Here is a 26,394-nt window from a genome sequence, read left to right as displayed (position 1 = left end):
TTATTAATACACCTTAACAGGTAGTGATTTGTTAAAAATTGACTTATAAGGAACGTATAAATCTTTATAGGTTTGTATTACACCATAAAAACGAAATAGTAAATAAAAGATTAATAGACACATACCAAACACCCTAATTGTTTTTTGTTTTTTGGTAAAAATAAAATAAGGAAATATAAATACCTGAAAAGCTTCAAAGTACAAAGAAAGTCTTATTAACGTGGGGGATAATGGTGCCATGACAAAAAACAACAAACATCCTACTACGTATAAATTAAATACCCCTCTGAAAAAAACATCTTTTTTATAAGAATCAAAATAAAAAATCAGCACGTATAATATAATTGCCAACCTATAGACAGAACCTCTAACTAAGGTTTGTAATGGGCTATAATTAGAGCCAAAAGAACTAGAAGTTCCTATTTTTGTATATGCGGTTATTCTTTGCTCAAAAAAGCCTCCTAATAGACTACCTATGCTAGACAAAACTCCTGTAGAAAAAAACAATCCTAACACACAAAAAACACCAAGAGTTAGCAATATTTTTTTTCTTGAAAAATTTAAAAAATATACTATGTATGCCAATGCAAAAACAATAGCAGTTCTATGAAATAGCATAGCTATAAACACCGCACCCAAAAAATACAACCTTTGTTTTTGTATTATAAATTGTATACTATAAAAAACTATAGAAATGGCAATTAATTGTCTGGTAAAAAAAATTCCTCCAAAAGTAAAAGAATACCAAACCAAAAGCGTTGTTATTGGATACTTTGCATACTTTAAAATGGTTTTATAATTTGTATAGTATATAATAATTGCACAACATATTAAAAAGACAGTATAATCACCATTTAACGTTAATTTCACAAACTTATATAGCTTACTAAATAAAAACTCAAATTCAACATTTGTATCCCAATTTTTAATTCTAATAAAATGAAAATAATAACTTTTCCAGTCTGTACCTCTCTCCCATCTTAAAAAAGATAAAGAAAAAAGAAGTCCCATTAGTAGTAAAAAAACATTTTTAAACTTTTTTGAACGATCCCCAAAATTTGCTTCTACCAACGCAAAGATTGCTATTGTAAAAAATATAACGTATAGGTACATTTATAAATTTAGTTTATGAAGTTGTAAAGCTATACTTTTATAACTGTAGTGTTCTTTTAATTTATGTATGTTGTTTGTAAATTTAACGTATTGCTCTTTATAATCATTGTCCTTATTTAAATTATCTATTATTTGCTGTATTTCACTTACATCATTGCACAAATAGCCTATGGGACCATATAAATTAAAAATAGATTCAAAATAACTATTTTTAATAGCTATGATAGGTTTGTTTAAATTAATTGCATCAAAAACAGCTCCACTTACCGTTAACTTATAGCTATTTTTATGAAACAAGAACAAAACAAAATCTAATCTATTAATTCCTTCTTTATAGGTTTGTGTTGGTAGCTGCAAACCGTTTTTAGAAACAAAATGTATGTTTTTATAATTGTCTATATTAAAATGGTAAGAGCCTACTACGTGTATGCATACACGTTCTTTATTAATTAAATTAGACAATTCTACTAATTTAGTAAAACCTTTTTCCATAGATACCGCACCTACAGTACCTATAATTAATTTATTGGTGCTTCTTATTTCTTGTTTGTTTTTTTCTTGTTTAAAAATAGACGGATGGTCTATTACCTTTAATTGCTCTTGTTTTAAATTAGGGTATAGCGTTAACAGGTATTGTTTTATATTATCACCTAATACAATTAATTTTAATTGTTTGTTTATTTTACGAGAGCTTAAAAAGCTATGTATTAATTTTTTGTAGAAATACGTAGGTTTATAGATCGCACTTTTTTTAATAGGTAACTCTAACTCACCATGACAAATTACAAATACCTTTCTATGTACAAACAACAATAATAATTGCAATGGCCAAACAAAAAAGGGATTTAAAAGTGTAAAAATCAACGTATCTTCTTTTGATGAAAATAATAGTTTTTTTAAGTTTATAAAAGAACTTAAAAAATACCTAAAAAAAATAGCTATAGAATTTGTTCCCTTGTATAGTTTTAGGGATAAAAAATCTACATTTTTTAATTCTTCCGTAAGTATGTTGTTTTTTACTAAATTTTTAATCGCTATTATCGCACTATTGGATGCGTAATAAGTTATTTTTTTTTTACTTGATAATTTCAGTGCCAATAAAAAAGCACTGTTAAACGTTTCGTGAAAATTATTGACAGAAAAGCTATCAACTACTATTATTTTTTGCTTGCTACTCATGCTTATTTTAATAGTTTTTTCCAACTTTCTAAAATTACTTTATCTGAAAAATTTTCTAGATTCTTTTTTGAAGCTTGCATCATTCCTTGTAATAAACTCTCATTTTTTATTAAATTATCAAGAGATTTCTCTACCGATTCTATATCTTCAATTTCATGTATAAAACCATTTTTATTATGTTCAATAATATCAGATGTACCACCGTCTCCGTTATATCCAACCAAAGCATTGTTGTAAAAACTTGCTTCTAATAAAGAGGTAGGTAGTCCCTCATAATAAGACATTAAAATTGATATTTTACTCTCACACATATAAGATTCTACATTTTGAACACTACCCAAAAGTTCTATATTTTGTATGTTGTGTGCTTTAACATAGTTTTTCATCTTAGGGAGTTCTTCTCCATCTCCTAAAACTGTAAAAGACCAATCTACATGTTTTTTAGATAATCTTTCCCATAGTTGAACCATTTGCATAGGCGACTTTTCTTGACTCAGCCTCCCTACATAAAGTATCTTATTTTTTTTATCTGAATCCTTAAATATATATTTTTCACTAAAATGTAAAGGATTGTGAATTGCCAATACATTGTTATTTTTTGTTATTTCTTTTAGTTCATTTTTTGCCTTGTGACTTACACACACAAATCTCCCTGTTTCTTTAATTATTTTATCAAAAAAAGATAAATTTAAAGGTTTCCAATAAAAAGTCATTTTTAAAGCCCTTAAAAAAGACTTGATAGAACTAAATTTATTAGGAAAATACCATTTTGTATAAAGGAAAGGTGAATTGTGTAAAACAGGAATTATTTTACAATTTGTAGTTTTAGTAGTATTTACAAGACCATATGCTTCTTCTAAGTCTTGAACTTGCACTATTAAATGACTTATTTTATTTGAATTTATATAAGTGGTTATTTTAGCTTGAAATGTTGAGGTTTTTGTAGATGTTTCTTCAAAAACAAAAATATCAACATCTTTATTAAATTTAATTTTAGGAACTGAATTTGATTGCTGTAATGACAAAATTGCCTTAACCTCTATATTATTATTTGTTAAAAGATTAGACAAATTAGAAGTCACTCTTTCTACTCCTCCTAAGCGAGAGTAATCGTGTAAATAAATAGCAATGTTCTTGTTTTTCATTTTTACTTTTTTATTGTTAACAAGAATATTTTTACCATAAAACCTGTAAACAATATTTTTTCAATAAAACTTACATTTAAAAACATCATAAATCGTTTTATTTCTCTATGGAACAGTAGTCTGTTTCCTTTAAAATAAAAGATTGTTAAAGACAGATTTACAAACAATTGTTTTCGTAGTAACTTTTTATTATAATTACTGTAATTAGGTATTGTATTATAAATATTTTGGAGTACCCTTCTTAGTTCCAAAACTTCAGAAAGAGAAAATGTTTCTTGTTTTTTATTTCTACTCATCCTTCCTAACAAAGTCAATTCTTTATCCGTAAGAACAACTCCTAATTTGGTTAGTTGAGATGTTAATGCTTTCGTAAAAAACACAGTTTGCTCTACCACTCTATTTTTAGACAACTGTTGATCACTTTCTCTATAATACAAAAGTGGTTCTACTAAATTAGCCCCATTTAACTGGTGTACTAACCTAGACCATAATTCAAAATCTTGAGCCGTAGTAAAATCTGGATTGTATAAGAACTTAAATTCTTTAAAAACTCTTTTAGTAAACATTACTGTAGGATGTACAAAAGGAACTCCAAATAATGCAGAAATTTTTACTTGTTCTGTTGTTGTGGGAACTTTAAACAATCCTTTTTCTATGCCTTGTTCATCAATCAACAGAGCTGGGCTTCCTACTACATCAATTATAGGGTTATTATTTAAAAATGTTATTTGTTTTTCTAGTCTATCTAAAAATGAAATATCATCTGCATCCATTCTAGCAATGTAATCTCCCTTACTTAATTCTATTGCTTTGTTTAAAGATTTAGCCAGACCTATATTTTTGCTATTTCTAGTATATTCTATTCTAATATCCGTATAACTATGTACTAGTTTATCCAACACTACATCATTAGGGTTGTCATTAATAATTATAACTTCTATATTTTTATAGGTTTGTTGTAATACAGAATCTATCGCTTGTTTTACAAAAGCAACAGGCTCTTTATATATAGCCATTATAATACTTACCAATTCTTTTTCTTGCATGTTTATCTGTTCTTAATCATTGAAATAAACATTTCTTTTTCCTTTTTAAAGAAAAACCAATACACTCCTAACAAAAAAACAAAACCTAAGATACTTTGCATTATCAACAAAACTAAGTAAGAATTTATATTCATAATCTTTATAAAACACATTACACCTCCCATACATATCGCGGCTAAAAGAGAGGGTAATAAATCTGTTAATTGATTTGCTAAAGTATAATTCGTTATTTTACTCGATACATACATATAATAAATATGTACACCATAAGATACTCCTACATATACATAACACAATGTCATAATTCCATAATCTTTAAATAAAATAAGTAATATAATTGTTCCAATATTCTTCAATAAAGAAATCCAAAAAAGCGTATTTATATTCCCTTGTATTTTTATCATAGAATTGTTAATAAAACTTAGTAAAGAAATTGCAATTAACAAACTTAACACCTCTAACATTGGTATTGAATCACTCCATTTATCAGTTAATAAGACAATAATTAATGGTTTTGCCATCATCATTAATGCTACTGTAATAGGAAATGTTATCATTGACGATAATTTTAGTATTTCTTTAAATTTTTGAACTCTCAAATCTAACTCTAACTTTGACAACATAGGATAACTTACTTCATTTATAGTAGCTACAATAATATTATTCGGCATTGTTTGTAAATTATTCGCTCTATTAAAAAATCCAACTTCTCTCAAATTATATATTTTACCTACAATTACAGGTATAAAATTTGTTGAAATAGCTGTCATCAGACGAATTAATATTAATTTAGAACAAAATTTAATTTTATCCATAAAAAAAACAAAATCAAACTGAAAAGTAGGCACCCATTTGGCAAACAGCCAAAATCCAATTGTTCTACATAATGATGAAATCAATAAAGGATAAACCAATGCCCATACACCATAATCATTATATGCCATTAACAGACCTAATAGAGAAGACAATACAATACTCACAACTTCAACAAGAGAGATTAGTTTAAAATTTAAATTAAGTGTTAATATGGTTAATGGAACAATCGTAAAACCATTGATAATTAATGAAATAAATAAAATTCGTGATAAGGGTTTCAAAAGCTGACTATCGAAGTAGTTTGCTATATGTGGTGCTAAAAAAAACAAACAGACATAAAGACATAAAGACATTGACGCATTCACAAAAAAAACAGTAGAATATTCTAATTCTGTATTTTTTTTCGCATTTAAAATCAAAACATCTTTAAATCCACTATCTATTAAAAGGGTAGAAATAACAGTAAAAACGGTTAGTACTCCTATCAATCCATAATCATTTGGAGATAAAATTCTAGCTATTAATACACTTGAAATAAACGTGATTATAAACTGTCCTACTTTACCAACAGCACTCCACAAAAAAGCTATTTTTACTGACATCTTTATAACTTTACCATATCTCCAAATTTTTCATCATACTCTTTTGGTTCTATAGGTCTAAAACCAGAAGCGTGGTGAAACGTAATTTCTCCAAAAAACAAATGTCCATTAACCTCATACCAATCTATCCTTACATACTTAAACGGCTTGGCTAATAATCTTGAAAATTCAATCATTTTATCAAGGTTCTTGGGCTTTTTAATAACTGTATTCCTGTCTGTTTTTGCTCTAAGAACTCCTTCATAATTGGATGACCAATTAAACGGCTCAAGATTCCAATCAGTGTTATACCAATTTCTAATATGATTATCTGTTCCTCTTCCTATATCTGTCGATATTATTTTAGGTTCAGACATAAAACAATGAACCTTAAAGTCTTCTATTGATTCAATAAATGATTTTTCAATCAATAATTTTTCAAATAAAATAAATGGTTTAATGTTTTTATATTGCCACTCTTTAGTGTAGTAATAATAATTACTCCCTAACCAACTTTTTAGTTTTAGCTTTAAAGACGGTAAGTCTACCTCATCTCTATTTCTAAACTTAAGAACTTCACCACTGCTATTATTTGCTTTTACAATAAATGGCTCCGTAGATAAATCATCATAAGTAATTTCTTCAGGATTGTCTGTGAAAAATAAAAGAGGAATTATGTATTCTTCTCCTATTTCTTTTTTAACATAATCTCTTACCAATAATTTATCAGCACATATAGTATGTAACTCTGTACGATCGTATAGTTTTAACCATTGTAGCTTTTCGTTTAAAGTTATAGGATTTTTTAAATCTAAGTCATAGCCCATCTTTTGCTTAAACATTTTCTCTATATAGGTCTTATCAGACACTATTCGTGTACGACACCAATATGCTGTACGTGCAATAAACTTACGTAGTTTTGTATCTGCTATTAAACTTAATATTTTTCTGATATAACTTTTAAACATACAATTTAAATTTACTCCGCCTGTTTTAAAATCTCATGTCCGGCTTTTAACAAGTCTACATCTTTTCTCATGATTGCAACATCCCCTTGCATCATATCTTTTACCAAAGAAGCTAAGTCATGCTCTGGAACCCATCCTAATTTGTTTTTTGCTTTAGAAGGGTCTCCAATTAACAAATCAACTTCTGTAGGGCGGAAATACGAAGGATCTACAGATAAAACTTCTTTTCCTATCATTGATTGTTCGTTGTTCGTTGTTCGATCGTCGGTACTCATTCCTGTAGCAGCCTCGTATTTTTCTTTATCGATGCTTTTGATACACCCCTTTTCATCTACTCCTTCTCCTTTAAACTCAATTTCAATTCCAACCTCACTAAATGCCATACGAACAAAATCACGTACTGTTGTGGTTTCTCCTGTAGCAATTACCCAATCTTCGGCTTTGTCTGCTTGTAAAATCATCCACATCATTCTTACGTAATCCTTGGCATGCCCCCAGTCACGCTTTGCTTCTAAATTCCCTAGGTATACTTTTTCTTGTAATCCTAAGGCTATTTTAGCTACAGCTCTTGTAATTTTTCTAGTTACAAAAGTCTCACCTCTTCTTGGAGATTCGTGATTGAATAACAAACCATTACACGCAAACATGTCGTACGCTTCACGGTAGTTCTTCGTAATCCAAAAACCGTAAATTTTAGCAACTCCATAGGGTGAACGAGGATACAATGGAGAGTTTTCATCATAAAAACCTCTCTCATTTTTATTTTCTGGCATTCCTCCAAATAATTCTGAAGTAGATGCTTGATAAATTCTTGTTTTCTTTTCTAAACCTAAAATTCTTACAGCCTCTAAAATTCTTAACGTTCCTAAACCATCAACATTCCCAACATATTCAGGAGTATCAAAAGAAACTGCTACATGAGACATCGCTCCTAAATTGTAAATTTCATCAGGTTGACATTCTTGTATGATACGAGTCAAATTCATAGAGTCTGTTAAATCTCCATAATGCAACTTTAATCTTAGGTCTGGATCGTGCGGATCTTGGTATAAATGGTCTATTCTATCAGTATTAAACAAAGAAGATCTTCTTTTAATACCGTGTACCATATATCCTTTTTCTAATAATAACTCTGCCAAATAAGACCCATCTTGTCCTGTGATTCCTGTGATTAATGCTACTTTCATATTTTTTTTATTTTTGATGTTCGGGTTTCGGTGTTCGGTTTTCGAGGTTCGGTTCTCGGTGTTCGGTTCTCGGTGTTCGATGACCGTTTTCCGATTGTCTGTTTTCGATTGTCTGTTTTCGATGTTCGGTTCTCGATTGTCGGTTTTCGAGGTTCGGTATTCGGTATTCGATGGTCGCTTTTCGATTCTCGTTGGCCGATGGTCGTTTTACTATTATATTTTTACTTCTTTAAAATTCTCTATATTTTGTAAAAACCATTGGTAGGTTTTTTTAATTCCTTGTTCTAAATCTACTTGATGTTTCCATCCTAATTGGTGCATTTTAGAAATGTCCATTAGTTTTCTTGGAGTTCCATCAGGTTTAGAGCTATCCCAAACAATTTTTCCCGTGTGCCCTACTACTTTCTGAATCGTTTCAGCTAATTCTTTAATAGTTAAATCTTCTCCCGTTCCAACATTGTACAAATGCTCTGGCAATACATTTTCTAAGGCAAATACTACCGATTTTGCCATATCGTCTACAAATAAAAACTCTCTCATAGGAGTTCCACTTCCCCATAATTCAACAGGCTCATTATTTTTCTTTGCTTCGTGAAATTTACGAAGCATAGCTGGTAACACATGTGATGTTTTTAAATCAAAATTATCATGTGTACCATATAAATTTGTAGGCATTAAAGAAACAAAGTCTTTCTTAAATTGTTTTCTTATAGCTTCACAAGCTTTAACTCCTGTTATTTTTGCCACTGCATACCACTCATTGGTAGGCTCTAAAGAATCTGTTAATAAATATTCTTCTTTTAAAGGCTGTGGAGCAAATTTTGGATAAATACAAGAACTTCCTAAAAAAATAAACTTCGCTACATTGGACTTTAAAGATTGATCAATTAAATTATTCTGGATCTGCATGTTTTCCATTAAAAATTGATACGGATATTCATTATTGGCTAAAATACCTCCAACTCTTGCAGCAGCATCTATGACCACATCTGGTTTTTCAGATTCAAAAAATTCTTTAACTGCAACAGCATCTTTTAAGTCTAATTCCTTACTTGTTTTGCCTATAATATTGGTATACCCTTCTTGTTCTAAGATTCTTTGTACCGCACTCCCCACCATTCCTCTGTGACCTGCAATATATATTTTACTATTTTTATCCATTCTCCTTATTTTATATATATACCTCTAACAACTCTTTTTTCTGATTTTATTCGTTTTTCGATTCTCGGTGTTCGTTTTCCGGTGGTCGATAAACTACGCTTTTCCTATTTGATAATATTCAAACCCTTCTTTTTCAATTTCAAACACTCCATATTGATTTCTTCCATCAAACAAAACAGGTTGTTTTAGTAACGATTTTATTTCCATAAAATCTGGAGATCTAAACTCTTTCCATTCTGTTAATAAAATCATTGCATCTGCATTTTCTAAAGCTTTGTATTTAGAAGACACATATTCTAGACTCTCTACTCCTTTTAAATAAAACTCTTGTGCCTCGTGCATGGCTTTGGGATCGTATGCTTTTACTTTTGCTCCACGCTTTACCAATTCTTTTATTACATAAATGGATGGTGCTTCACGCATATCATCTGTTCCTGGCTTAAAAGATAGTCCCCATACTCCAAAAGTCAATCCAGATAAGTCTTCTCCAAATTTTGCAATTACCTTGTTAGAAATCACAAATTTTTGAGCATCGTTGACATCTTCTACCGAAGTGATTAACTTTGCTTTGTATCCGTTTTCCTCTGCAATTTTCTTTAATGCTTTTACATCTTTAGGAAAACAAGACCCTCCGTAACCAGCCCCAGGATAAATAAAACTATATCCTATTCTGTTATCTGATCCAATTCCAATTCTCACTTTATTAGCATCTGCTCCCACTCTCTCACAAATGTTTGCAATTTCATTCATAAAAGAAATCTTAGTAGCTAACATGGCATTGGCTGCATATTTTGTCATTTCAGCAGAACGAACATCCATCTCTATCAAACGATCGTGATTGTGGGTAAATGTAGCATACAGCTTTCTCATTACTTTAAAAGCATTTTCAGACTCTGCTCCTACTACGACTCTATCAGGTTTCATAAAATCATTAACAGCAGCTCCTTCTTTTAAAAATTCTGGATTAGAAACTACATGAAACTCAATAACGACTCCCCTTGCATCCAATGCTTTTTGAATGGTTGCTTTTACTTTATCTGCAGTTCCAATGGGTACTGTAGATTTGTCAATGACTACTAATGGTTTGGTCATTTCTTCTCCTATTTGTTTTGCTACTGCTAATACATATTTTAAATCTGCAGAACCATCATCTCCCATAGGTGTACCTACAGCAATAAAAGCAACTTCAGAATTATTTAATCCATCTTTGATAGCAGTACTAAAACTTAAATTCCCTAGTTCCACATTTTTTTTAACCAAAGGTTCTAGCCCTGGTTCATAAATTGGAATAATTCCATTTTTTAAAGCCTCTACTTTTTTTTGATCAATATCAATACATGTTACTTTATTTCCCATTTCAGAAAAACAAGTTCCTGTAACTAGACCTACATACCCTGTCCCTACTACTGTAATGTTCATATTCTTCTTTTATTTTCAGTTTTCAAAATCGTTTTAAAATTTTGAATATTTTTATTTAATTTCTTTTGGTAACTTAAAAAACAGATTTACAATTTACCACTTACAATACCTTTATCTAACACTCCTTTTACATCGTAAACAACCCCGTTTTTTTGTAAAAAACTATTAAGGTCTAAATCTAACAACTCTTGATGAGCAACAGCTAGTACTATAGCATGATATTTCTTTTTAGAGATTTCTTTTTCTGACTGGATTTTGTATTCCCTATACACCTCTGATGGATCTGCCAAAGGGTCACATACATCTACTTGCATTCCATAGTCCTTTAACTCTTTAACAACATCAACCACCTTTGTATTTCTTACATCAGGGCAATTTTCTTTAAAAGTAATTCCCAACACCAACACTTGAGCATTTTTAACTTTTAAATCATTCTGAATCATTAATTTAGTTACCTGAGCAGCTACATAGCTCCCCATACTATCATTCATACGTCTTCCTGCTAAAATAATCTCAGGATGGTATCCAAACTCTTGTGCTTTTTGTGCTAAATAATAAGGATCCACTCCTATACAATGTCCACCTACCAAACCAGGTTTAAAAGGCAAGAAATTCCATTTTGTACTTGCTGCTTTTAACACATCAGATGTATCAATTCCCATTAGGTTAAAGATTTTAGACAACTCGTTTACAAAAGCGATATTGATATCTCTTTGAGAGTTTTCTATCACTTTAGCGGCCTCTGCCACTTTAATGGTAGGTGCCAAATGAGTTCCTGCTGAGATTACTGATTTGTAAATTTCATCAACTTTAACTCCTATTTCAGGAGTAGAACCAGAGGTTACTTTTAAAATTTTATCAACTGTATGTTTTTTATCTCCTGGATTGATTCTTTCTGGCGAATACCCAGCAAAGAAATCTTGGTTGTATTTTAATCCCGATACTTTTTCTAACACAGGAATACAATCTTCTTCTGTAGCACCCGGATACACAGTAGACTCATACACCACTATATCTCCTTTCTTAAGCACACTTCCTACCACTTCACTAGCTTTTATCAAAGGTGTTAATACAGGTCTATTATTCTTATCTACAGGAGTTGGTACGGTTATAATATAAAAATCACATCCCTCTAACTCTTTTACACTTGTTGTGCAAAATAATCCATTGGATGCGTTTTGTGGTAACGGAATACTTGTTATAACTGAGGACAATGTCTCTTTATCTACCTCTAGTGTAACATCTATTCCTTGCTGCAACTCTGCAACTCTTAATTTATTAATATCAAAACCTACGGTATTATATTTTGTTGCAAAGAGTCTAGCTAATGGCAATCCTACATACCCTAAACCAATGACACCTATTTTCATATTCTTTTTTTTCGAGTGACAAATATATACTAAAACTCATAAACATAAGTTAAGTATTCTTTAATTTTAAGCAAAAGGATGTAATGTTTTTGGTAAAAAAAACATTGGATGAACTTTTTCTTCTTCTGGCTTTTGAAATTGTGCGTTTCTAATTTCATGTACAATCTGAATAGAGTTTTTAGCATCTTCTAAACCAAAACCTCTTCCTTGTAATATAGCTTTATAGCTTTCTGTGTGCAATTCTGTAAACCCACCACTAAACTCAACTTCATCACCATCCACAGTAATAGAACGATATGTTCGTTGCCCTTTGTTTTTAACTTCTTCTGGCAATACTTGATCGTTTATAGACAAAAACCATTTTACTTTGGCTTTTTTAAATCTTAAATAGCCAGATGCTCTATCGTGACTATGCTCATACACTATGTTCTCCTGTAAATCACCAAAAACCCAAGCTAACATATCAAAAAAGTGCACCCCTATATTAGAAGCGATTCCTCCTGATTTGGAAACATCACCTTTCCAGGAAGCATAATACCACTTTCCTCTAGACGTTAAGTATGTTAAATCTACATCAAATATTTTTTCTTCTGAAGCACACTCTACCTTCTTTTTTAAATCTAAAATAGCTTGATGATGTCTTAATTGAAGTATGGTATAGATTTTATTTCCAGTTTCTTTTTCTATAGCCTGCAACGCATCTATATTCCAAGGATTTAACACCAATGGTTTTTCACAAATAGCATTTGCTCCGGACCTTAGAGCCATTCTAATATGGGCATCGTGTAAGTAATTAGGCGTACAAATACTTACATAATCTAATTTGATTTGATTTTCTCTTTTCAACTTTTCTACATGTCTATCAAACCTTTCAAATTCCACAAAAAAAGAAGCTTCTGGAAAATAAGAATCTATAATCCCCACGCTGTCGTTTTTATCCAATGCAGCGACCAGTTGATTTCCGGTTTCTTTTATTGCTTTTAAGTGTCTTGGAGCTATATAACCTGCCGCTCCTAACAATGCAAAATTCTTCATATATCTATCCGTAGTAATTATCTTCTACAGCTACCAAATATAGAAAAACGAATAGGAGAACTCAAACCTTTGGGAAAGAAAAAAGCCCACTTCATAGAAGTGGACTTTTGTGGGCAATGAGGGATTCGAACCCCCGACCCCCTCGGTGTAAACGAGGTGCTCTGAACCAACTGAGCTAATTGCCCTAATTTTTTTACAAGGTATTAAGGAAACCTTTGGTGGGCAATGAGGGATTCGAACCCCCGACCCCCTCGGTGTAAACGAGGTGCTCTGAACCAACTGAGCTAATTGCCCTTAGCGGGTGCAAATATAAGACTTTATTCCAGATAAAAACTAATATTTTTTAAAAAATTACAATAAATTTTCGTTTGCACATCCTGCATATTCCCTTATTTGTTTTACTTCTTCACTTTTATCCTTAGTAATCAACAAAATACAATCTTCTGCTTCTATTAAAACAATATGATCGATCCCTCTTGTAGCATACACAGGTTTAGAACACATAGCGTATGAGTTTACAATATTCTCTCCTTTTACCATTTCAAACAATTCATCATTGTGAAAATCTTTGGCATACGAAATTAAAGAATCAAAAGAACCTAAATCTGACCAAATAAAATGAGATTTTACCATTTTGATAATTTTTGACTTTTCTAAGACTGCAAAATCAATACTATCTTCAGGTATTTTCTCCATGTACTCTTTTTTTACATAGCCCTCTTTACTTTGCTCATAAGCCATCACAGATGCTTCATAAATAGCTGGTTGGTATTTTTTAATTTCCTCTAAAAATACTGATGCTTTAAAACAAAACATTCCACTATTCCAACAAAAATTTCCAGATCTTATGTATTTTATTGCTAAATCTTGATTTGGTTTTTCCCTAAAAGATTTCACATCCTCTCCATCATATTCTATATACCCATAACCTGTTTCTGGTTTTAATGGCTGAATTCCAAAAGTGGCAATACTCCCTTCTTTAGCCAATCTAATCGCATTGTTTACCGCTAACTTATATTCTTGCTCATCACCAATCATATGATCTGATGGTGTGATAAACATGATATCCTCCGGCTCTAAACTTAACGCTGCCAAGGTAATTGCTGGTGCTGTATTTCTTCCTACTGATTCTACAATTTTTTTAGTAATTGTAAGTCCTAATTCTTTAGACTGTTCATTTGCAATTTTTAACTGAGTCTCATTCGTCACCAACATATAATCATCTACAAGCGCTTTATTTCTTAACACCGTGTATTGAAACAATGACTTTTCTTCAAAGATTTGCAAAAATTGTTTTGGACTTTTTTTTCTAGAAATAGGCCATAATCTTGAACCTACTCCACCACTTAAAACAACGTTTATTACTTTCCCCATAGTTTTTTTTTATTTTATATTGTTGTAAATTTTATACCAGTCTATAAATTTTTTCACTCCTTCTTTTACAGTCGTTTTTGGTTGATAGTTGTAATCTTTGATTAGTTCAGAAACATCTGCCCATGTTTTGGCTACATCTCCTGGCTGCATGTCCATCATTATTTTCTCTGCTTCTTTCCCTAGATTTTTTTCAATATTAGCTATATAATCCGTTAATTTCACCGAATTGTTATTTCCAATATTGTAAACCTTATACAACTCCTTGTTTTTTGCTCTCGTCTCTACTTCCCCTTCAATAATTCTCATCACCCCTTGAACAATATCTCCTACATAGGTAAAATCACGTTCCATTTTTCCGTGATTGAACACTTTTATCGGTTTGTCATTTCTGATTCCTTCTGCAAATAAATAAGCTGCCATATCTGGTCTTCCCCAAGGTCCATACACTGTAAAAAATCTTAATCCAGTCGTTGCAAATCCAAATAAATGAGAATATGTATGAGCCATTAACTCGTTGCTTTTTTTAGAAGCCGCATATAAACTAATTGGTGTATCGACAGTGTCTTGGGTAGAAAATGGAATTTTAGAATTTAAGCCATATACACTAGAACTACTCGCATAGACTAAATGTTTCACTTTGGTATTTCTACACGCTTCTAATAAATTTACATACCCTACAATATTACTATCCACATAAGCATGTGGATTTTCTATACTATAACGCACACCTGCCTGTGCAGCTAAATTACAAATCACGTCAAATTTTTCAGCTTCAAAAAGTTCGTTAATAGCTTCTCTGTCTTCTAAATTTATCCTTAAAAAGTTAAATTCTGAATGCTTAGCTGAAGCAACTTGATTTCCAAACACAGAAGCCTCTTGTTGAGCAATTCCTAACTCAGCTAACCTAGCATATTTAAGATTTACATCGTAATAATCGTTGATATTATCAATACCTACTACCTGATGCCCTCTACTTAACAATAGTGTGGATAAATGAAACCCTATAAAACCCGCTGCTCCCGTAACTAAAATTTTCATAATGAATTGTATTCTAAGTTTTGATTGACAAATATATAATATTGTTTTTTAGCGATTCCTTTTTAACTTTAGCTTTTGGTTAAATTCGATGTTCGATGTTCGTTGTTCGTTGTTCGTTGTTCGTTTCTCGATGCTCGATGCTCGGTGTTCGTTTCTCAGTTATCGGTTATTCGATGGTCGTTTCTCGATCTTCGATGTTCGATGGTCGTTTCTCAGTTATCGGTTATTCGATGGTCGGTATTCGATGTTCGTTTCTCGGTTATCGAAAGTAAATAATCTGCCACCATAAAAGTACTTCCTCCCACATAAATCACATCCTTAGGACTGGCTATTTTCATTGCATTTTCCATCGCTTTTTCTACAGATTCATATGTATTTCCTTGTAAAGAAAAGTCGTTTGCCTTTTCTTTTAGTATTTCTTCATTTAACCCTCTTGCTATAGAAGGTTTTGTAAAATAATAACTTGCATTTTTAGGCAACAAAGGCAATACTGATTTTAAATCTTTATCATCAACCACCCCAAAAACAATATATAATTGATCATAATTTTCTTTTAATAATTGCTCCACTACTAAAGCAATCCCTTCTTTATTATGTCCCGTATCACATATAATTTTTGGATTTTCTTGTATAGTTTGATACCTACCCAACAGACCTGTGTTTTCTATAACTTTTAACAGACCTTGTTTGATCGCGTTTTCTGATATAGACACACCTAAACCTTGCAATACTTTTACCGCTTGCACCACTGTTTTTAGATTGTATTTTTGATAGTCTCCTTTTAAGTCAGACTTGTAATCAACTGATTCTAAATCAAAAGCTTTGTACAAGGGTGCTTTTTTTTGATTTGCTATTCCCTCAAAAACAGGAAATGTTTCGGAATGATATTCCCCAATCACAACAGGTTTGTTTTGTTTTATAATACCTCCTTTTTCTGCAGCTATTAACGGTAAAGTCTCTCCCAAAAATTGGGTATGATCTAAACCAATATTGGTAATTACTGCAACTACAGGATCTACAACGTTGGTAGAATCTAATCGACCTCCTAAGCCTGTTTCTAAAACCACAAAATCGGTTTTGGTATCTTTAAAATATTCAAAAGACAAACCCACTGTCATTTCAAAAAACGATAAAGAATTTTTCTCAAAAAAAGCTTTGTGTTTTTTAACAAACTCTACAACATAAGACTCTTCTATCTCTACTCCATTTATTTTGATACGCTCTCTAAAGTCTATCAAATGTGGAGAAGTATACAAACCTGTTTTATAGCCTTGCTCCTGGAGTATAGAGGCTAACATATGACTGGTAGATCCTTTTCCGTTGGTACCTGCTACGTGAATTGCTTTGATGTTTTTTTCAGGACTCCCTAAATAATCCATCAATAAAAGTGTATTTGATAAATCTTTTTTATAAGCCTTTGCACCCATTTTTTGATACATTGGCAATTGGTGAAATAACCAATCTAAAGTTTCTTGATAATTCATACTTATTCAGAAAGAATAAATTTATAACGTATTAACCCTACTTGTTTGTTAGGTGCATTTCCATCGGGGTTCCATTTGGTCGCCAAAGCAGCTTTTTTTGCAGGTTCTAACAAACACGGACTATTATTTGTGGTTCCTTTTACACCAGGCACTGCAACAATCACTTTTCCATTTACATCTACCTCTATTCTAACCACAACCACTCCTTCTTCATTACAATCTGGCTTTCTTTTGGGTGTATCCAAAACTCGTCTTCCTTTTAACAAGTAATTTCCATCACCTCCCAATCCATCATTCCCATAATACTTAGTACTGTTAGGATCTCCAGATTCAGAACCTTTTACACCACTCACCTTATCATCTCCTTCGCTTTCTGCCACTTTACCTTCTGATTTTTTTCCAAACAGATTGTTTAATGCATTTTGAGTTTCTTGTGTAGGTACTGGTTTTTTAGCAACTTCTTTTTCAATTGTTTTTTTAGGAACCTTTGTTTTTTCTACCACCTTAGGAGTTACTTCTTTAACTTCTTTGGTAGCTTTTACAACCGGAGCCTCTTCCGTTGCTTGGGTAATTACCTTTTCTTGTGGCTTGTTGCTTTGCTTTGATATCTCTTGTTTAGGACTTGCTTGTTCTTTTACAGGACTAGATTTTATGCTTTCATTTAACTTAGGCTCTCCAGATCCAAAATCAGAAGTTCCAAAATTAATAGCCACTCCATATTCTTCTGGCGGATCTAAATATCGCAATCCACAAAAAAACAACAGAAACAATACAACCGCAGTGAACACAGTAGTCACAATTGCTGCTTTTTTCTCATATGTAGTTTTAAAAATCATACCGTTACTGACCTTTTACTGCTAAAATCATTTTGATTTTATTTCTATTGGCAATATCAATTACACTCATAATATTTTTATAAGCAGATTCATGATCTCCTCTTATCACCAATGTTCCTTCGTTTTTAGACGAAAATTTTGTCAACAACGTATTTTCCAACTGATTGAATTCCACTTGATCTGCATCTACATAATAAGCCCCATCTTTGGTAATAGATACAGAAATCACTCCTTTATTTTCTGTTTTTCCTCCCGCTTTAGGCAATAAAACATCAATAGCATTTACCGTAACTAAAGTGGAAGCCAACATAAAAAAAATCAACAGTAAGAAAACAATATCTGTCATAGACGACATATTAAAGTCAGCACTTACTTTATTTCTACTTCTGATATTCATTACTTATACTTTTTACTCCATTTTTTAATGCAACTAAAATTGCTCAAACATTTCCACTCCTAACATTTTTCCTTACTAAGGATTTTTGACTAGGTTTCAAAAATCTATTTTAAACTTACATAGTTACATAGGCTCATTTAGTAGATCTAAAAACTCAACCGTTTTAGCCTCCATTTGATACACTACTTTATCTGTTTTTACCACTAAGTGATTGTATGTTATATAAGAAATGATTCCAACAATTAAACCACCTACTGTAGTAGTCATAGCTGTATACAAACCATCTGATAACATTTTGATATCTATCTGACCTCCAGCATTTGCAATTTCATGAATCGAAACAATCATCCCGATTACAGTTCCCAAGAAACCAATCATTGGAGCAGCTCCAGAAATGGTTGCTAACACACTTACGTTTTTTTCTAGCTTATACACTTCTAGTTTTCCAGCATTTTCTATTGCCGTATTAATATCTTCTAAAGGTTTTCCTATTCTAGAAATTCCTTTCTGAATTAAATTTGACACTGGTGTATCTGTTTTAGAACACAAACTTTTAGCTCCATCAATATTCCCAATACTTATTTGCTCTTTTATTTGATTCATAAAGTTTTTATCTTCTTTACTAGCTGCTTTTATTGCTAAAAAACGCTCTACATATATATAGACTGCCACAATTAACAACAAGAATAAAATCCCCATGATAATTTGACCACCTACACCACCATCTATAATTAAATCTAGAATAGACAATGTTTTTTCTTGACTTACCTCAGCAACAGGTAAAACTTCAGCTTGATTTTGAACCATAATATAAACTCTTAATTTATGTAACGAAAATACAATTTATTATTGCACAACTACAAACAAAAAAAGGAACCTTAAAAGGTTCCTTTTTTTGTTTGTGTGTTTTTTAACTTACAAAATAACTCTTACCATAATATAACCAACACCACCTAATACAATTGTATAAGGCAATGCCATTTTTACCATAGTTCCGTACGATAAATTGATTAATGGTGCTAATGCAGAAGTTAATAAAAATAAGAAAGCTGCTTGTCCATTTGGAGTTGCTACACTTGGTAAGTTAGTACCTGTGTTAATTGCAATTGCCAAATGTTCAAAATGTTCTCTATCAATTGCTCCAGATTTAAACGCTGCTTGTACTTCTCCAATATAAACAGTTGCTACAAATACGTTGTCACTAATAGCAGACAACACTCCGTTTGCTATGTAAAACAAGCCTGGTTGAGACTCTGGGCTTTGTTGTAATGCCCAATGGATTATTGGAGAAAACAAATGTTGATCGTGAATCATAGCGACCACCACAAAAAAGACTACCAACAAACCTGTAAACGGTAATGCTTCTTCAAAAGCATGCCCTAACTGGTGCTCTTCTGTAATTCCCATAAAAGCAGTTTGTAAAATAATTAATGCCAACCCTATAAAACCTACAGGAGCTAAATGTAAAGCCAGACCTGCAATTAATAATAAAGCCGCAATTCCCTGAACTTTTAAAGCATATTTCTCTTTTGCTGTTCTTTTAGCATCTTCTTCAGCCGTATATCCTTGTATAATTTGATCTGCAATTTTAGGTAATTTAGCCCCAAATCCAAAAGACCCTGTTAATTCTAAAACTACTGTAGTTAACAAACCACAAACCAATACAGGAATTGTAATAGGAGCCATTTTTAAGAAAAACTCAATAAAATCCCATCCCATTCTTTCACCAATCAACAAGTTTTGAGGTTCTCCTACCAATGTACAAACACCTCCTAATGCTGTTCCCACAACACCGTGCATAATCAAACTTCTTAAAAAGCTTCTGAATTGTTCTAAGGTCTCACCACTTAATTCTTTTCTATCAATAACTCCATCATCATTATAATCTGTTCCCGAAGTTGAGTGTATTTTATGATAAATACCATAAAAACCTACTGCCACACTAATTAAAACAGCTGTTACGGTTAATGCATCTAAAAAGGCAGATAGTATTGCTGATAAAAACACGAACAACAATGACAACACAACTTTTGATTTTATTTTAGTGAATATTTTACTAAAGATATACATCAACAAAGGTTTCATAAAATAGATACCCGCCACCATAAAAACTAACAGTAGTACTACCTCTAAATTTTGATCTACTTCGTGATACGCATTTTCTGGTGATGTTAATCCTAACACAATAATTTCAATTGCTAACAAACCTCCAGACTGTAATGGATAACATTTTAATGCCATTGCCAATGTAAAAATAAACTCTACTATAAACAACCACGCTCCTACAGTTGGAAAGTAAATTGAAAGTGGAATATTGATCAATAAGAAAAAGATCATTACAAGCTTGAACCATTTTGGACTAGAGCCTAAAAAATATTTCATCGTATTTTATTTTAAAAAATTTGGTAGCTAAAATAGTATTTTAATAGTTTTAGTAGGTATTTATACTTGTTAAAAATTCAGTAAATATCATAAAACAACAATAATTTAACAAAGCTGAATTAATTTTATAAATATTTAACAATAATTTTAATAGTTATTTAATTCAATAACAAAACATGTAATTATTATTTTTTCAAAAGAACAGAAAGAAAAAGATACTTTGTTCTACCCAAAAACAACCCCAGATGAATGATTTCTTTTAGCCCCTGTTACACTAGACAAACAATTTATTTTAGACTCCACTCTTAATTTACCTAACAAAGCAAAAATTAACGCTTCTTTATACTCTACTATTTTAGATTCTGGTACTATTAAAGTTAGATTAGAATTTAACTGACGTACTCTGTTTAACAAAAACTCATGATAAGCTCCACCTCCCGTTACCAACACCGTTCCTTTTTTTAGTTTTTCAGAAATCTGAATGGCAATATGTTCTACAAAAGTGCGTAAAACATCTATTTCAATTAAATTATATTTTAAAATTAAAGGAACAATTTCTTTCTTAACAAACTCAACACCTAATGATTTTGGAATCAGTAATTTGTAAAAATCTAATTCATTTAACTCCCTTAACAACTCTCTATTGATCTTCCCTTTTTTAGACAACACCCCTTTGTCATCGAACGGAAAACCTAATTGGTTTGCATAATAATTCAACACAATATTTACCGGACAAATATCAAAAGCTTTTCTTTCTCCACACTCCTCAAAAGACACATTAGAAAAACCGCCTAAATTTAAACAGTAATCATATTGCAAAAACAGCAATTGATCTCCCACTGGAACCAACGGAGCCCCTTGTCCTCCTAGAGCAATATCTTGAGTTCTAAAATCGTAAACCGTTTTTATACTTGTCTTATTATGAATTTCTTTACCACAACCTATTTGTAAGGTATATCCTTTTTCTGGCTGATGATGAACGGTATGTCCATGAGAAGCAATCAAATTTATCTTAGATATGTTTTTTGATTCTATAAAAGAACCTATAAGATTCGCAAAATAAACCCCTAATTCAACATCTAAAGTCAAGAGCTGTTGATTTCCTTTAGGAATGGAGGCTATATTTTTTAACTGACTAATCCAGTAATCAGAATAAGGTATCGTTTCTGATTCCATAATTTTGAAATCATTCAACTCATCAAAACGAACATATACTAAATCTACTCCATCCAAAGAAGTTCCAGACATGAGTGCTATTATATACATATTTTGATTCTTATTCATTCTAAAAACAATAGTACAAAATTACCATTAAAAACTGAAACTTTATAGAACGCGAAAAAAGCCTTACTGAATACCAGTAAGGCTTTTGTAGTCCGTAGGGGAATCGAACCCCTGTTACATGGATGAAAACCATGCGTCCTAACCCCTAGACGAACGGACCATTATTTTGTTTCTTATAAAGAAGCTACGTGCTTAGTTAACTTAGACTGAATGTTAGCTGCTTTATTCTTGTGAATAATGTTATTTTTAGCTAACTTTTGTAACATAGCTACAACTTTAGACAACTGCCCTTCAGCTTCTGTCTTATCTGTAGTACTACGTAAAACTCTAACAGCGTTTCTAGTCGTCTTGTGCTGGTATTTATTTCTTACCTGCTTAGCGCTATTACTTCTTATTCTCTTTAATGCTGACTTGTGATTTGCCATCTTATTATGTGTTATCTTATTCTAAAAAATTGTAGTCCGTAGGGGAATCGAACCCCTGTTACATGGATGAAAACCATGCGTCCTAACCCCTAGACGAACGGACCATTATTGCTTAATCTAAAAGCTATTGCTTTTTGCTTTAGCGGTTGCAAATATACACACGTTTTACAATTCCACAAAGTTTTTCACAAAAAAAATTAAAGTTTTTTTACTAGTAGGCTTTTGCAAACAAAACACGCTTATTTGAAGGCTTACCCGTAAACACACAAACCCCCTCTTCTTCTTTAGTATCTAAAGGAATACAACGTATAGTCGCTTTGGTAATCTCTTTTATCTTATCTTCTGTCTCTTCTGTACCGTCCCAGTGCGCAGATACAAAACCACCTTTATTTTCTATAACCTCTTTAAACTCTTCAAAAGAGTCTACTACAGTAGTGTGTTCTTTTCTGTAACCCAATGCTTTGGTTAATAGATTCTCTTGTATTTCATGCAGTAAAGCTTCTATTACCTCTACAGCTTCTTCTTGCTGATAGCTTTTTTTCTCTAAGGTATCTCTACGAGCTATTTCTAGCGTTCCATTTTCTAAATCTCTTGCCCCTATTGCAACTCTTACAGGAACTCCTTTTAATTCGTATTCTGCAAACTTCCACCCTGGCTTATATGTATCTCTATCATCAAACTTGACAGAAATTCCTTTTGCTTTTAGCTGTGATGAAATTTCATTCACCTTAACAGAAATTGCCTCTAGTTGCTCTTCAGTTCTATAAATAGGCACAATAGCTACTTGGATAGGAGCTAACTTGGGAGGCAGCACCAAACCTAAATCATCTGAATGAGTCATGATTAGCCCACCTATTAAACGTGTAGATACTCCCCACGACGTTGACCAAACATGCTCTTGCTTTCCTTCTTTAGATGTATATTTTACATCAAACGCTTTGGCAAAATTTTGCCCTAAAAAGTGAGATGTTCCTGCTTGCAATGCTTTTCCATCTTGCATTAATGCTTCAATAGTATATGTATCATCTGCTCCTGCAAATCTTTCACTTTCAGACTTTACTCCTTTTACAACAGGCATTGCCATAAAATTTTCTGCAAAATCTGCATATACTTCTTGCATTTGTAAAGTTTCTTCTAAAGCTTCTTGCTTGGTTGCATGTGCCGTGTGCCCTTCTTGCCATAAAAACTCAGCTGTTCTTAAAAACAATCTTGTTCTCATTTCCCAACGCACCACATTTGCCCATTGGTTTACTTTAATTGGCAAATCTCTGTAAGACTGCACCCAACCTCTATACGTATTCCATATAATAGCCTCACTAGTAGGACGAACAACTAGTTCTTCTTCTAATTTTGCGTTTGGATCTACAATTAATTTCCCTGGATTATCCGGATCTGTTTTTAACCTGTAATGAGTAACCACAGCACATTCTTTTGCAAATCCTTCGGCATTTTTCTCTTCAGCTTCAAACAAACTTTTAGGAACAAATAACGGAAAATAAGCATTTTCATGACCTGTTTCCTTAAACATCTTGTCCAATTCATTTTGCATCTTTTCCCAAATAGCATAACCATAGGGTTTGATAACCATACACCCTCTAACTGCTGAATTTTCAGCTAAATCGGCTTTTACTACCAACTCGTTATACCACTTTGAGTAATCAGTACTCCTACTTGTTAACTTAGACCCCATATCTATTTATTTGGCACAAAAATTGTAATTTTAATACTATAACTAAACCTCATCAAGGTTGGTTCGCAAAACTACTATTTTTTGCATTGTTCAACAATAAAATAACAAGTATTATGAAGATACCTAACTTTCTACATACCAACAAGCGCTTGTATATATTCATAGGGGTCTTATCACTTCTTTTTTCATCTTGTACATTTTATCAAAACTACCCATATACAGACGGTATTTACGAAACACCCGAACACAGACCCAATACTGTTTTTAGTGACGAAATGAATCGTGTAAACGGACTTAACTCTATTGTTTTAGATAACAGCGAACCTAATGTTCAGCCTAAGACAGAAAAAGAAATAACACACTACTCAGAACCCAATAATCAGAATATAAATGTTTATGTAAACTCTTACGATCCTTATTGGGGAACCAGTAATTGGAACGATCCTTATTGGAGACATCAAAATAGATGGAACAACTCCTGGGGATGGAATAATTATTACGGGTACAACAATTGGTCTTGGGGATTTGGTTATAACTACAACTCTTCTTGGAACTACCCTTATTATGGATACGGATACGGAAATCCTTATTATCAATCGTATTATTATTACCACAATGGTAGTAACAATCGTTATAGACAGCCGCAAAGTAGAAGAAACAACAGCAACACCTATCGTTCATCTAGCAACAATAGCAGATATTATAATAATAACAACAATAGTAACAATACTCAAAATTCGTCAAGAAGTCGTTATTACAATAACAACAGCAGTAACAATAGTCAGCCTACAAAAAGCTACAGAAGATCTTCTTCGTCAAACAACAATTCATCAATTAAAACACCGTCTGTAAACAACTCTAACTACAAGAGCAGCAGTAACACCTCTAACAGTCGTTATTACAACAACTCTAGCTCTTCTTCCAGTTCAAATAGCAGAAGTTCTTCTTCATACAGGTCTAACAGCAATAGCTCTAGAAGGAGATAAAAACACTCTTAAGACATGAAAAATATTTTATACATACTAGCCATTATCACCTTTACGGGTACTCAGGCACAATCCTTAAACTATACAGATTTAGGAGTCTTATTTTCATCAGAAAGCACTATAGGTACCGCTAGATTCGTAGGATTAAACGGAGCTATGGGAGCTGTTGGTGGAGATTTAAGCGCTACACAAAAAAATCCAGCTGGAGCCGCGATCTTTAATCACGGTCAATTTAGTATTACCGGAGGTGTTCATAATTACAAAAACTCTAACAATTACTATGGCAGTAGCACACAAAACAAATCTTCTGATTTTAACCTAGACCAAATTGGAGGTGCCTTTGTTTTTAATGATATAAACTCTTACAGTGGATGGAGAAAAGTTGTTTTCTCTGTTAATTACCAACGAACCAATAATTTTTACACAAGAGATTATTTTGAAGGAAATGGAGGTTATGCCAGTTTTTACAGACACCCCAATGCTCCTGGTTATCACGAAAACGAAGATCTAGACACTTCAGAACATTTTGAAAACGCACAAAGTCAAAGCTTGCACAACTTAATAGACGGTAAATCCTCTAAATTTAGCTTTAGTTTGGCAGGTCAATACAACGAGCATGTTTATTTAGGATTAGGTCTAAACTTTCATAGTTTAAGTCTTTATCAAACCACAGAACTTAACGAATTAAACGAAGACAATACAGGTTATTTACTAGACGGATTGTCTATTCAAAATAATTCTCAAACAGCAGATGGTTTTTCCATCAATGCAGGTGTTATACTAAAACCAATACATCAACTTAGGTTAGGGCTTTCCATAGCCTCTCCTACTTGGTATTACAATGTTTTAGAAGAATATGATGTTACAGAGTTAATTGCTAACATCCCTGACAAAGGAATAAATGCTGCAGACCCTTATAGAGATAACTCTTACCTAGAATACAGTTTATCAACCCCTAGCAAATTAACAGCCAGTGCTGCAGTGGTTTTGGGCAAACTAGGTTTTATAAATATTGATTACACCTATAAAGTTTACAATTCTTTAAACCTAGATGGCTTACCAGAGTTTAAAGACGATAATCAATACTTTACAAATGCCTTACAAAACACAAATAATATTGTTATTGGAGCAGAAATCCGTTTAGGAAACTTAAACCTTAGAGGTGGTGCAGGATATGAACAAAGCCCATTTAAAGAAAATTTAGACCCTAACTATGTTGATATTATTAGACTTGGGAATAAATATTCTGGATCTTTAGGAGCAGGCTATCGCTTTGGAAACTCTATTTTGGATTTAGCATATAGAGCAACCAAACAAAATAATGAATATGATTTATACGATGGTGACAAAGCAAATCCTGCCACTATAGACAACAAAAACACCAATTTAAGTATCACCTACACTTACATTTTTTAAGTTGATTATTTAGAGTAGTTATCTCTAAGAGCAACCTATAAATTTAGACCGTAATTAAATAT

Annotated in this window: 23 protein-coding genes and 4 tRNA genes; 2 read left to right on the top strand and 25 right to left on the bottom strand. The window is 32.1% G+C overall.

Annotated features, from left to right (window positions below; genetic code table 11):
* Positions 1 to 3: 3 nt before the first annotated feature.
* The 25 genes from FHR24_RS03770 to proS all read right to left on the bottom strand — a co-directional run bounded on the left by FHR24_RS03770 (position 4) and on the right by proS (position 23,930).
* Complete coding sequence (locus FHR24_RS03770) at positions 4 to 1,113, bottom strand: EpsG family protein (protein ID WP_167184077.1); 1,110 nt, start codon at positions 1,111 to 1,113, stop codon at positions 4 to 6.
* Complete coding sequence (locus FHR24_RS03765; protein WP_167184074.1) at positions 1,114 to 2,292, bottom strand: glycosyltransferase family protein; 1,179 nt, start codon at positions 2,290 to 2,292, stop codon at positions 1,114 to 1,116. It lies immediately after the preceding gene.
* A 2-nt stretch (positions 2,293 to 2,294) separates the two neighbouring features.
* A complete protein-coding gene (locus tag FHR24_RS03760) occupies positions 2,295 to 3,437 on the bottom strand; it encodes a glycosyltransferase (protein ID WP_167184071.1) in 1,143 nt (380 codons plus the stop codon).
* Positions 3,438 to 3,439: 2 nt separating this feature from the next.
* A complete protein-coding gene (locus FHR24_RS03755) occupies positions 3,440 to 4,483 on the bottom strand; it encodes a glycosyltransferase (RefSeq protein WP_167184068.1) in 1,044 nt (347 codons plus the stop codon).
* Between the two features lie 2 nt (positions 4,484 to 4,485).
* The gene (locus tag FHR24_RS03750; RefSeq protein ID WP_167184065.1) at positions 4,486 to 5,901 is read right to left on the bottom strand and encodes a lipopolysaccharide biosynthesis protein; all 1,416 of its coding nucleotides are present in this window, start codon (positions 5,899 to 5,901) and stop codon (positions 4,486 to 4,488) included.
* 2 nt (positions 5,902 to 5,903) lie between these two features.
* Complete coding sequence (locus FHR24_RS03745) at positions 5,904 to 6,848, bottom strand: ATP-grasp fold amidoligase family protein (RefSeq protein WP_167184063.1); 945 nt, start codon at positions 6,846 to 6,848, stop codon at positions 5,904 to 5,906.
* A gap of 11 nt (positions 6,849 to 6,859) precedes the next feature.
* Positions 6,860 to 8,035, bottom strand: a complete 1,176-nt coding sequence (gene gmd / locus FHR24_RS03740) for a GDP-mannose 4,6-dehydratase (RefSeq protein WP_167184060.1) — start codon at positions 8,033 to 8,035, stop codon at positions 6,860 to 6,862.
* A gap of 213 nt (positions 8,036 to 8,248) precedes the next feature.
* The gene (locus FHR24_RS03735) at positions 8,249 to 9,196 is read right to left on the bottom strand and encodes a GDP-L-fucose synthase family protein (RefSeq protein ID WP_167184057.1); all 948 of its coding nucleotides are present in this window, start codon (positions 9,194 to 9,196) and stop codon (positions 8,249 to 8,251) included.
* Positions 9,197 to 9,289: 93 nt separating this feature from the next.
* Positions 9,290 to 10,615 (bottom strand): UDP-glucose dehydrogenase family protein, encoded by a 1,326-nt coding sequence (locus FHR24_RS03730; RefSeq protein WP_167184054.1) that lies wholly within the window; start codon positions 10,613 to 10,615, stop codon positions 9,290 to 9,292.
* Positions 10,616 to 10,701: 86 nt separating this feature from the next.
* The gene (locus FHR24_RS03725; protein ID WP_167184051.1) at positions 10,702 to 11,985 is read right to left on the bottom strand and encodes a nucleotide sugar dehydrogenase; all 1,284 of its coding nucleotides are present in this window, start codon (positions 11,983 to 11,985) and stop codon (positions 10,702 to 10,704) included.
* 66 nt (positions 11,986 to 12,051) lie between these two features.
* Entirely contained in the window at positions 12,052 to 13,020 is a 969-nt protein-coding gene (locus FHR24_RS03720; RefSeq protein WP_167184048.1) for a Gfo/Idh/MocA family protein, read from the bottom strand.
* Positions 13,021 to 13,130: 110 nt separating this feature from the next.
* Positions 13,131 to 13,205, bottom strand: a tRNA-Val gene (locus FHR24_RS03715).
* A 31-nt stretch (positions 13,206 to 13,236) separates the two neighbouring features.
* Positions 13,237 to 13,314, bottom strand: a tRNA-Val gene (locus FHR24_RS03710).
* Between the two features lie 57 nt (positions 13,315 to 13,371).
* The gene (locus FHR24_RS03705; protein WP_167184045.1) at positions 13,372 to 14,394 is read right to left on the bottom strand and encodes a mannose-1-phosphate guanylyltransferase; all 1,023 of its coding nucleotides are present in this window, start codon (positions 14,392 to 14,394) and stop codon (positions 13,372 to 13,374) included.
* A 9-nt stretch (positions 14,395 to 14,403) separates the two neighbouring features.
* The gene (locus tag FHR24_RS03700) at positions 14,404 to 15,432 is read right to left on the bottom strand and encodes an NAD-dependent epimerase (protein ID WP_167184041.1); all 1,029 of its coding nucleotides are present in this window, start codon (positions 15,430 to 15,432) and stop codon (positions 14,404 to 14,406) included.
* Between the two features lie 212 nt (positions 15,433 to 15,644).
* The gene (locus FHR24_RS03695; RefSeq protein ID WP_167184038.1) at positions 15,645 to 16,916 is read right to left on the bottom strand and encodes a bifunctional folylpolyglutamate synthase/dihydrofolate synthase; all 1,272 of its coding nucleotides are present in this window, start codon (positions 16,914 to 16,916) and stop codon (positions 15,645 to 15,647) included.
* A gap of 2 nt (positions 16,917 to 16,918) precedes the next feature.
* Complete coding sequence (locus tag FHR24_RS03690; RefSeq protein WP_167184035.1) at positions 16,919 to 17,752, bottom strand: energy transducer TonB; 834 nt, start codon at positions 17,750 to 17,752, stop codon at positions 16,919 to 16,921.
* A gap of 4 nt (positions 17,753 to 17,756) precedes the next feature.
* Positions 17,757 to 18,149 (bottom strand): ExbD/TolR family protein, encoded by a 393-nt coding sequence (locus tag FHR24_RS03685; protein ID WP_167184032.1) that lies wholly within the window; start codon positions 18,147 to 18,149, stop codon positions 17,757 to 17,759.
* Positions 18,150 to 18,272: 123 nt separating this feature from the next.
* A complete protein-coding gene (locus FHR24_RS03680; protein ID WP_167184029.1) occupies positions 18,273 to 18,956 on the bottom strand; it encodes a MotA/TolQ/ExbB proton channel family protein in 684 nt (227 codons plus the stop codon).
* A 108-nt stretch (positions 18,957 to 19,064) separates the two neighbouring features.
* Positions 19,065 to 20,531, bottom strand: coding sequence for a sodium/proton antiporter NhaB (nhaB, locus tag FHR24_RS03675; RefSeq protein ID WP_167184026.1), 1,467 nt, complete (start codon positions 20,529 to 20,531; stop codon positions 19,065 to 19,067).
* Positions 20,532 to 20,756: 225 nt separating this feature from the next.
* A complete protein-coding gene (locus FHR24_RS03670; RefSeq protein ID WP_167184023.1) occupies positions 20,757 to 21,815 on the bottom strand; it encodes an anhydro-N-acetylmuramic acid kinase in 1,059 nt (352 codons plus the stop codon).
* A gap of 88 nt (positions 21,816 to 21,903) precedes the next feature.
* Positions 21,904 to 21,975: transfer RNA gene (locus FHR24_RS03665), tRNA-Glu, on the bottom strand.
* 13 nt (positions 21,976 to 21,988) lie between these two features.
* Positions 21,989 to 22,240: a 30S ribosomal protein S20 gene (rpsT, locus tag FHR24_RS03660; protein WP_167184020.1), complete on the bottom strand. Its 252-nt coding sequence runs from the start codon at positions 22,238 to 22,240 to the stop codon at positions 21,989 to 21,991.
* 32 nt (positions 22,241 to 22,272) lie between these two features.
* Positions 22,273 to 22,344: transfer RNA gene (locus FHR24_RS03655), tRNA-Glu, on the bottom strand.
* Between the two features lie 107 nt (positions 22,345 to 22,451).
* Positions 22,452 to 23,930, bottom strand: coding sequence for a proline--tRNA ligase (proS, locus tag FHR24_RS03650; RefSeq protein ID WP_167184017.1), 1,479 nt, complete (start codon positions 23,928 to 23,930; stop codon positions 22,452 to 22,454).
* 113 nt (positions 23,931 to 24,043) lie between these two features.
* Here proS and FHR24_RS03645 point away from each other — a divergent pair, with 113 nt between their 5' ends.
* Both FHR24_RS03645 and FHR24_RS03640 read left to right on the top strand, forming a co-directional pair.
* Positions 24,044 to 24,916, top strand: a complete 873-nt coding sequence (locus FHR24_RS03645; RefSeq protein WP_167184014.1) for a hypothetical protein — start codon at positions 24,044 to 24,046, stop codon at positions 24,914 to 24,916.
* 15 nt (positions 24,917 to 24,931) lie between these two features.
* A complete protein-coding gene (locus FHR24_RS03640; protein WP_167184011.1) occupies positions 24,932 to 26,332 on the top strand; it encodes an OmpP1/FadL family transporter in 1,401 nt (466 codons plus the stop codon).
* The last annotated feature ends 62 nt before the right edge of the window (positions 26,333 to 26,394 follow it).

The sequence above is a fragment of the Wenyingzhuangia heitensis genome, assembly GCF_011762155.1.
Lineage (GTDB): Bacteria > Bacteroidota > Bacteroidia > Flavobacteriales > Flavobacteriaceae > Wenyingzhuangia > Wenyingzhuangia heitensis.
The sequence above is the reverse complement of the archived record's forward strand: the minus strand, read 5'-3'. Positions and strand labels throughout refer to the sequence as shown.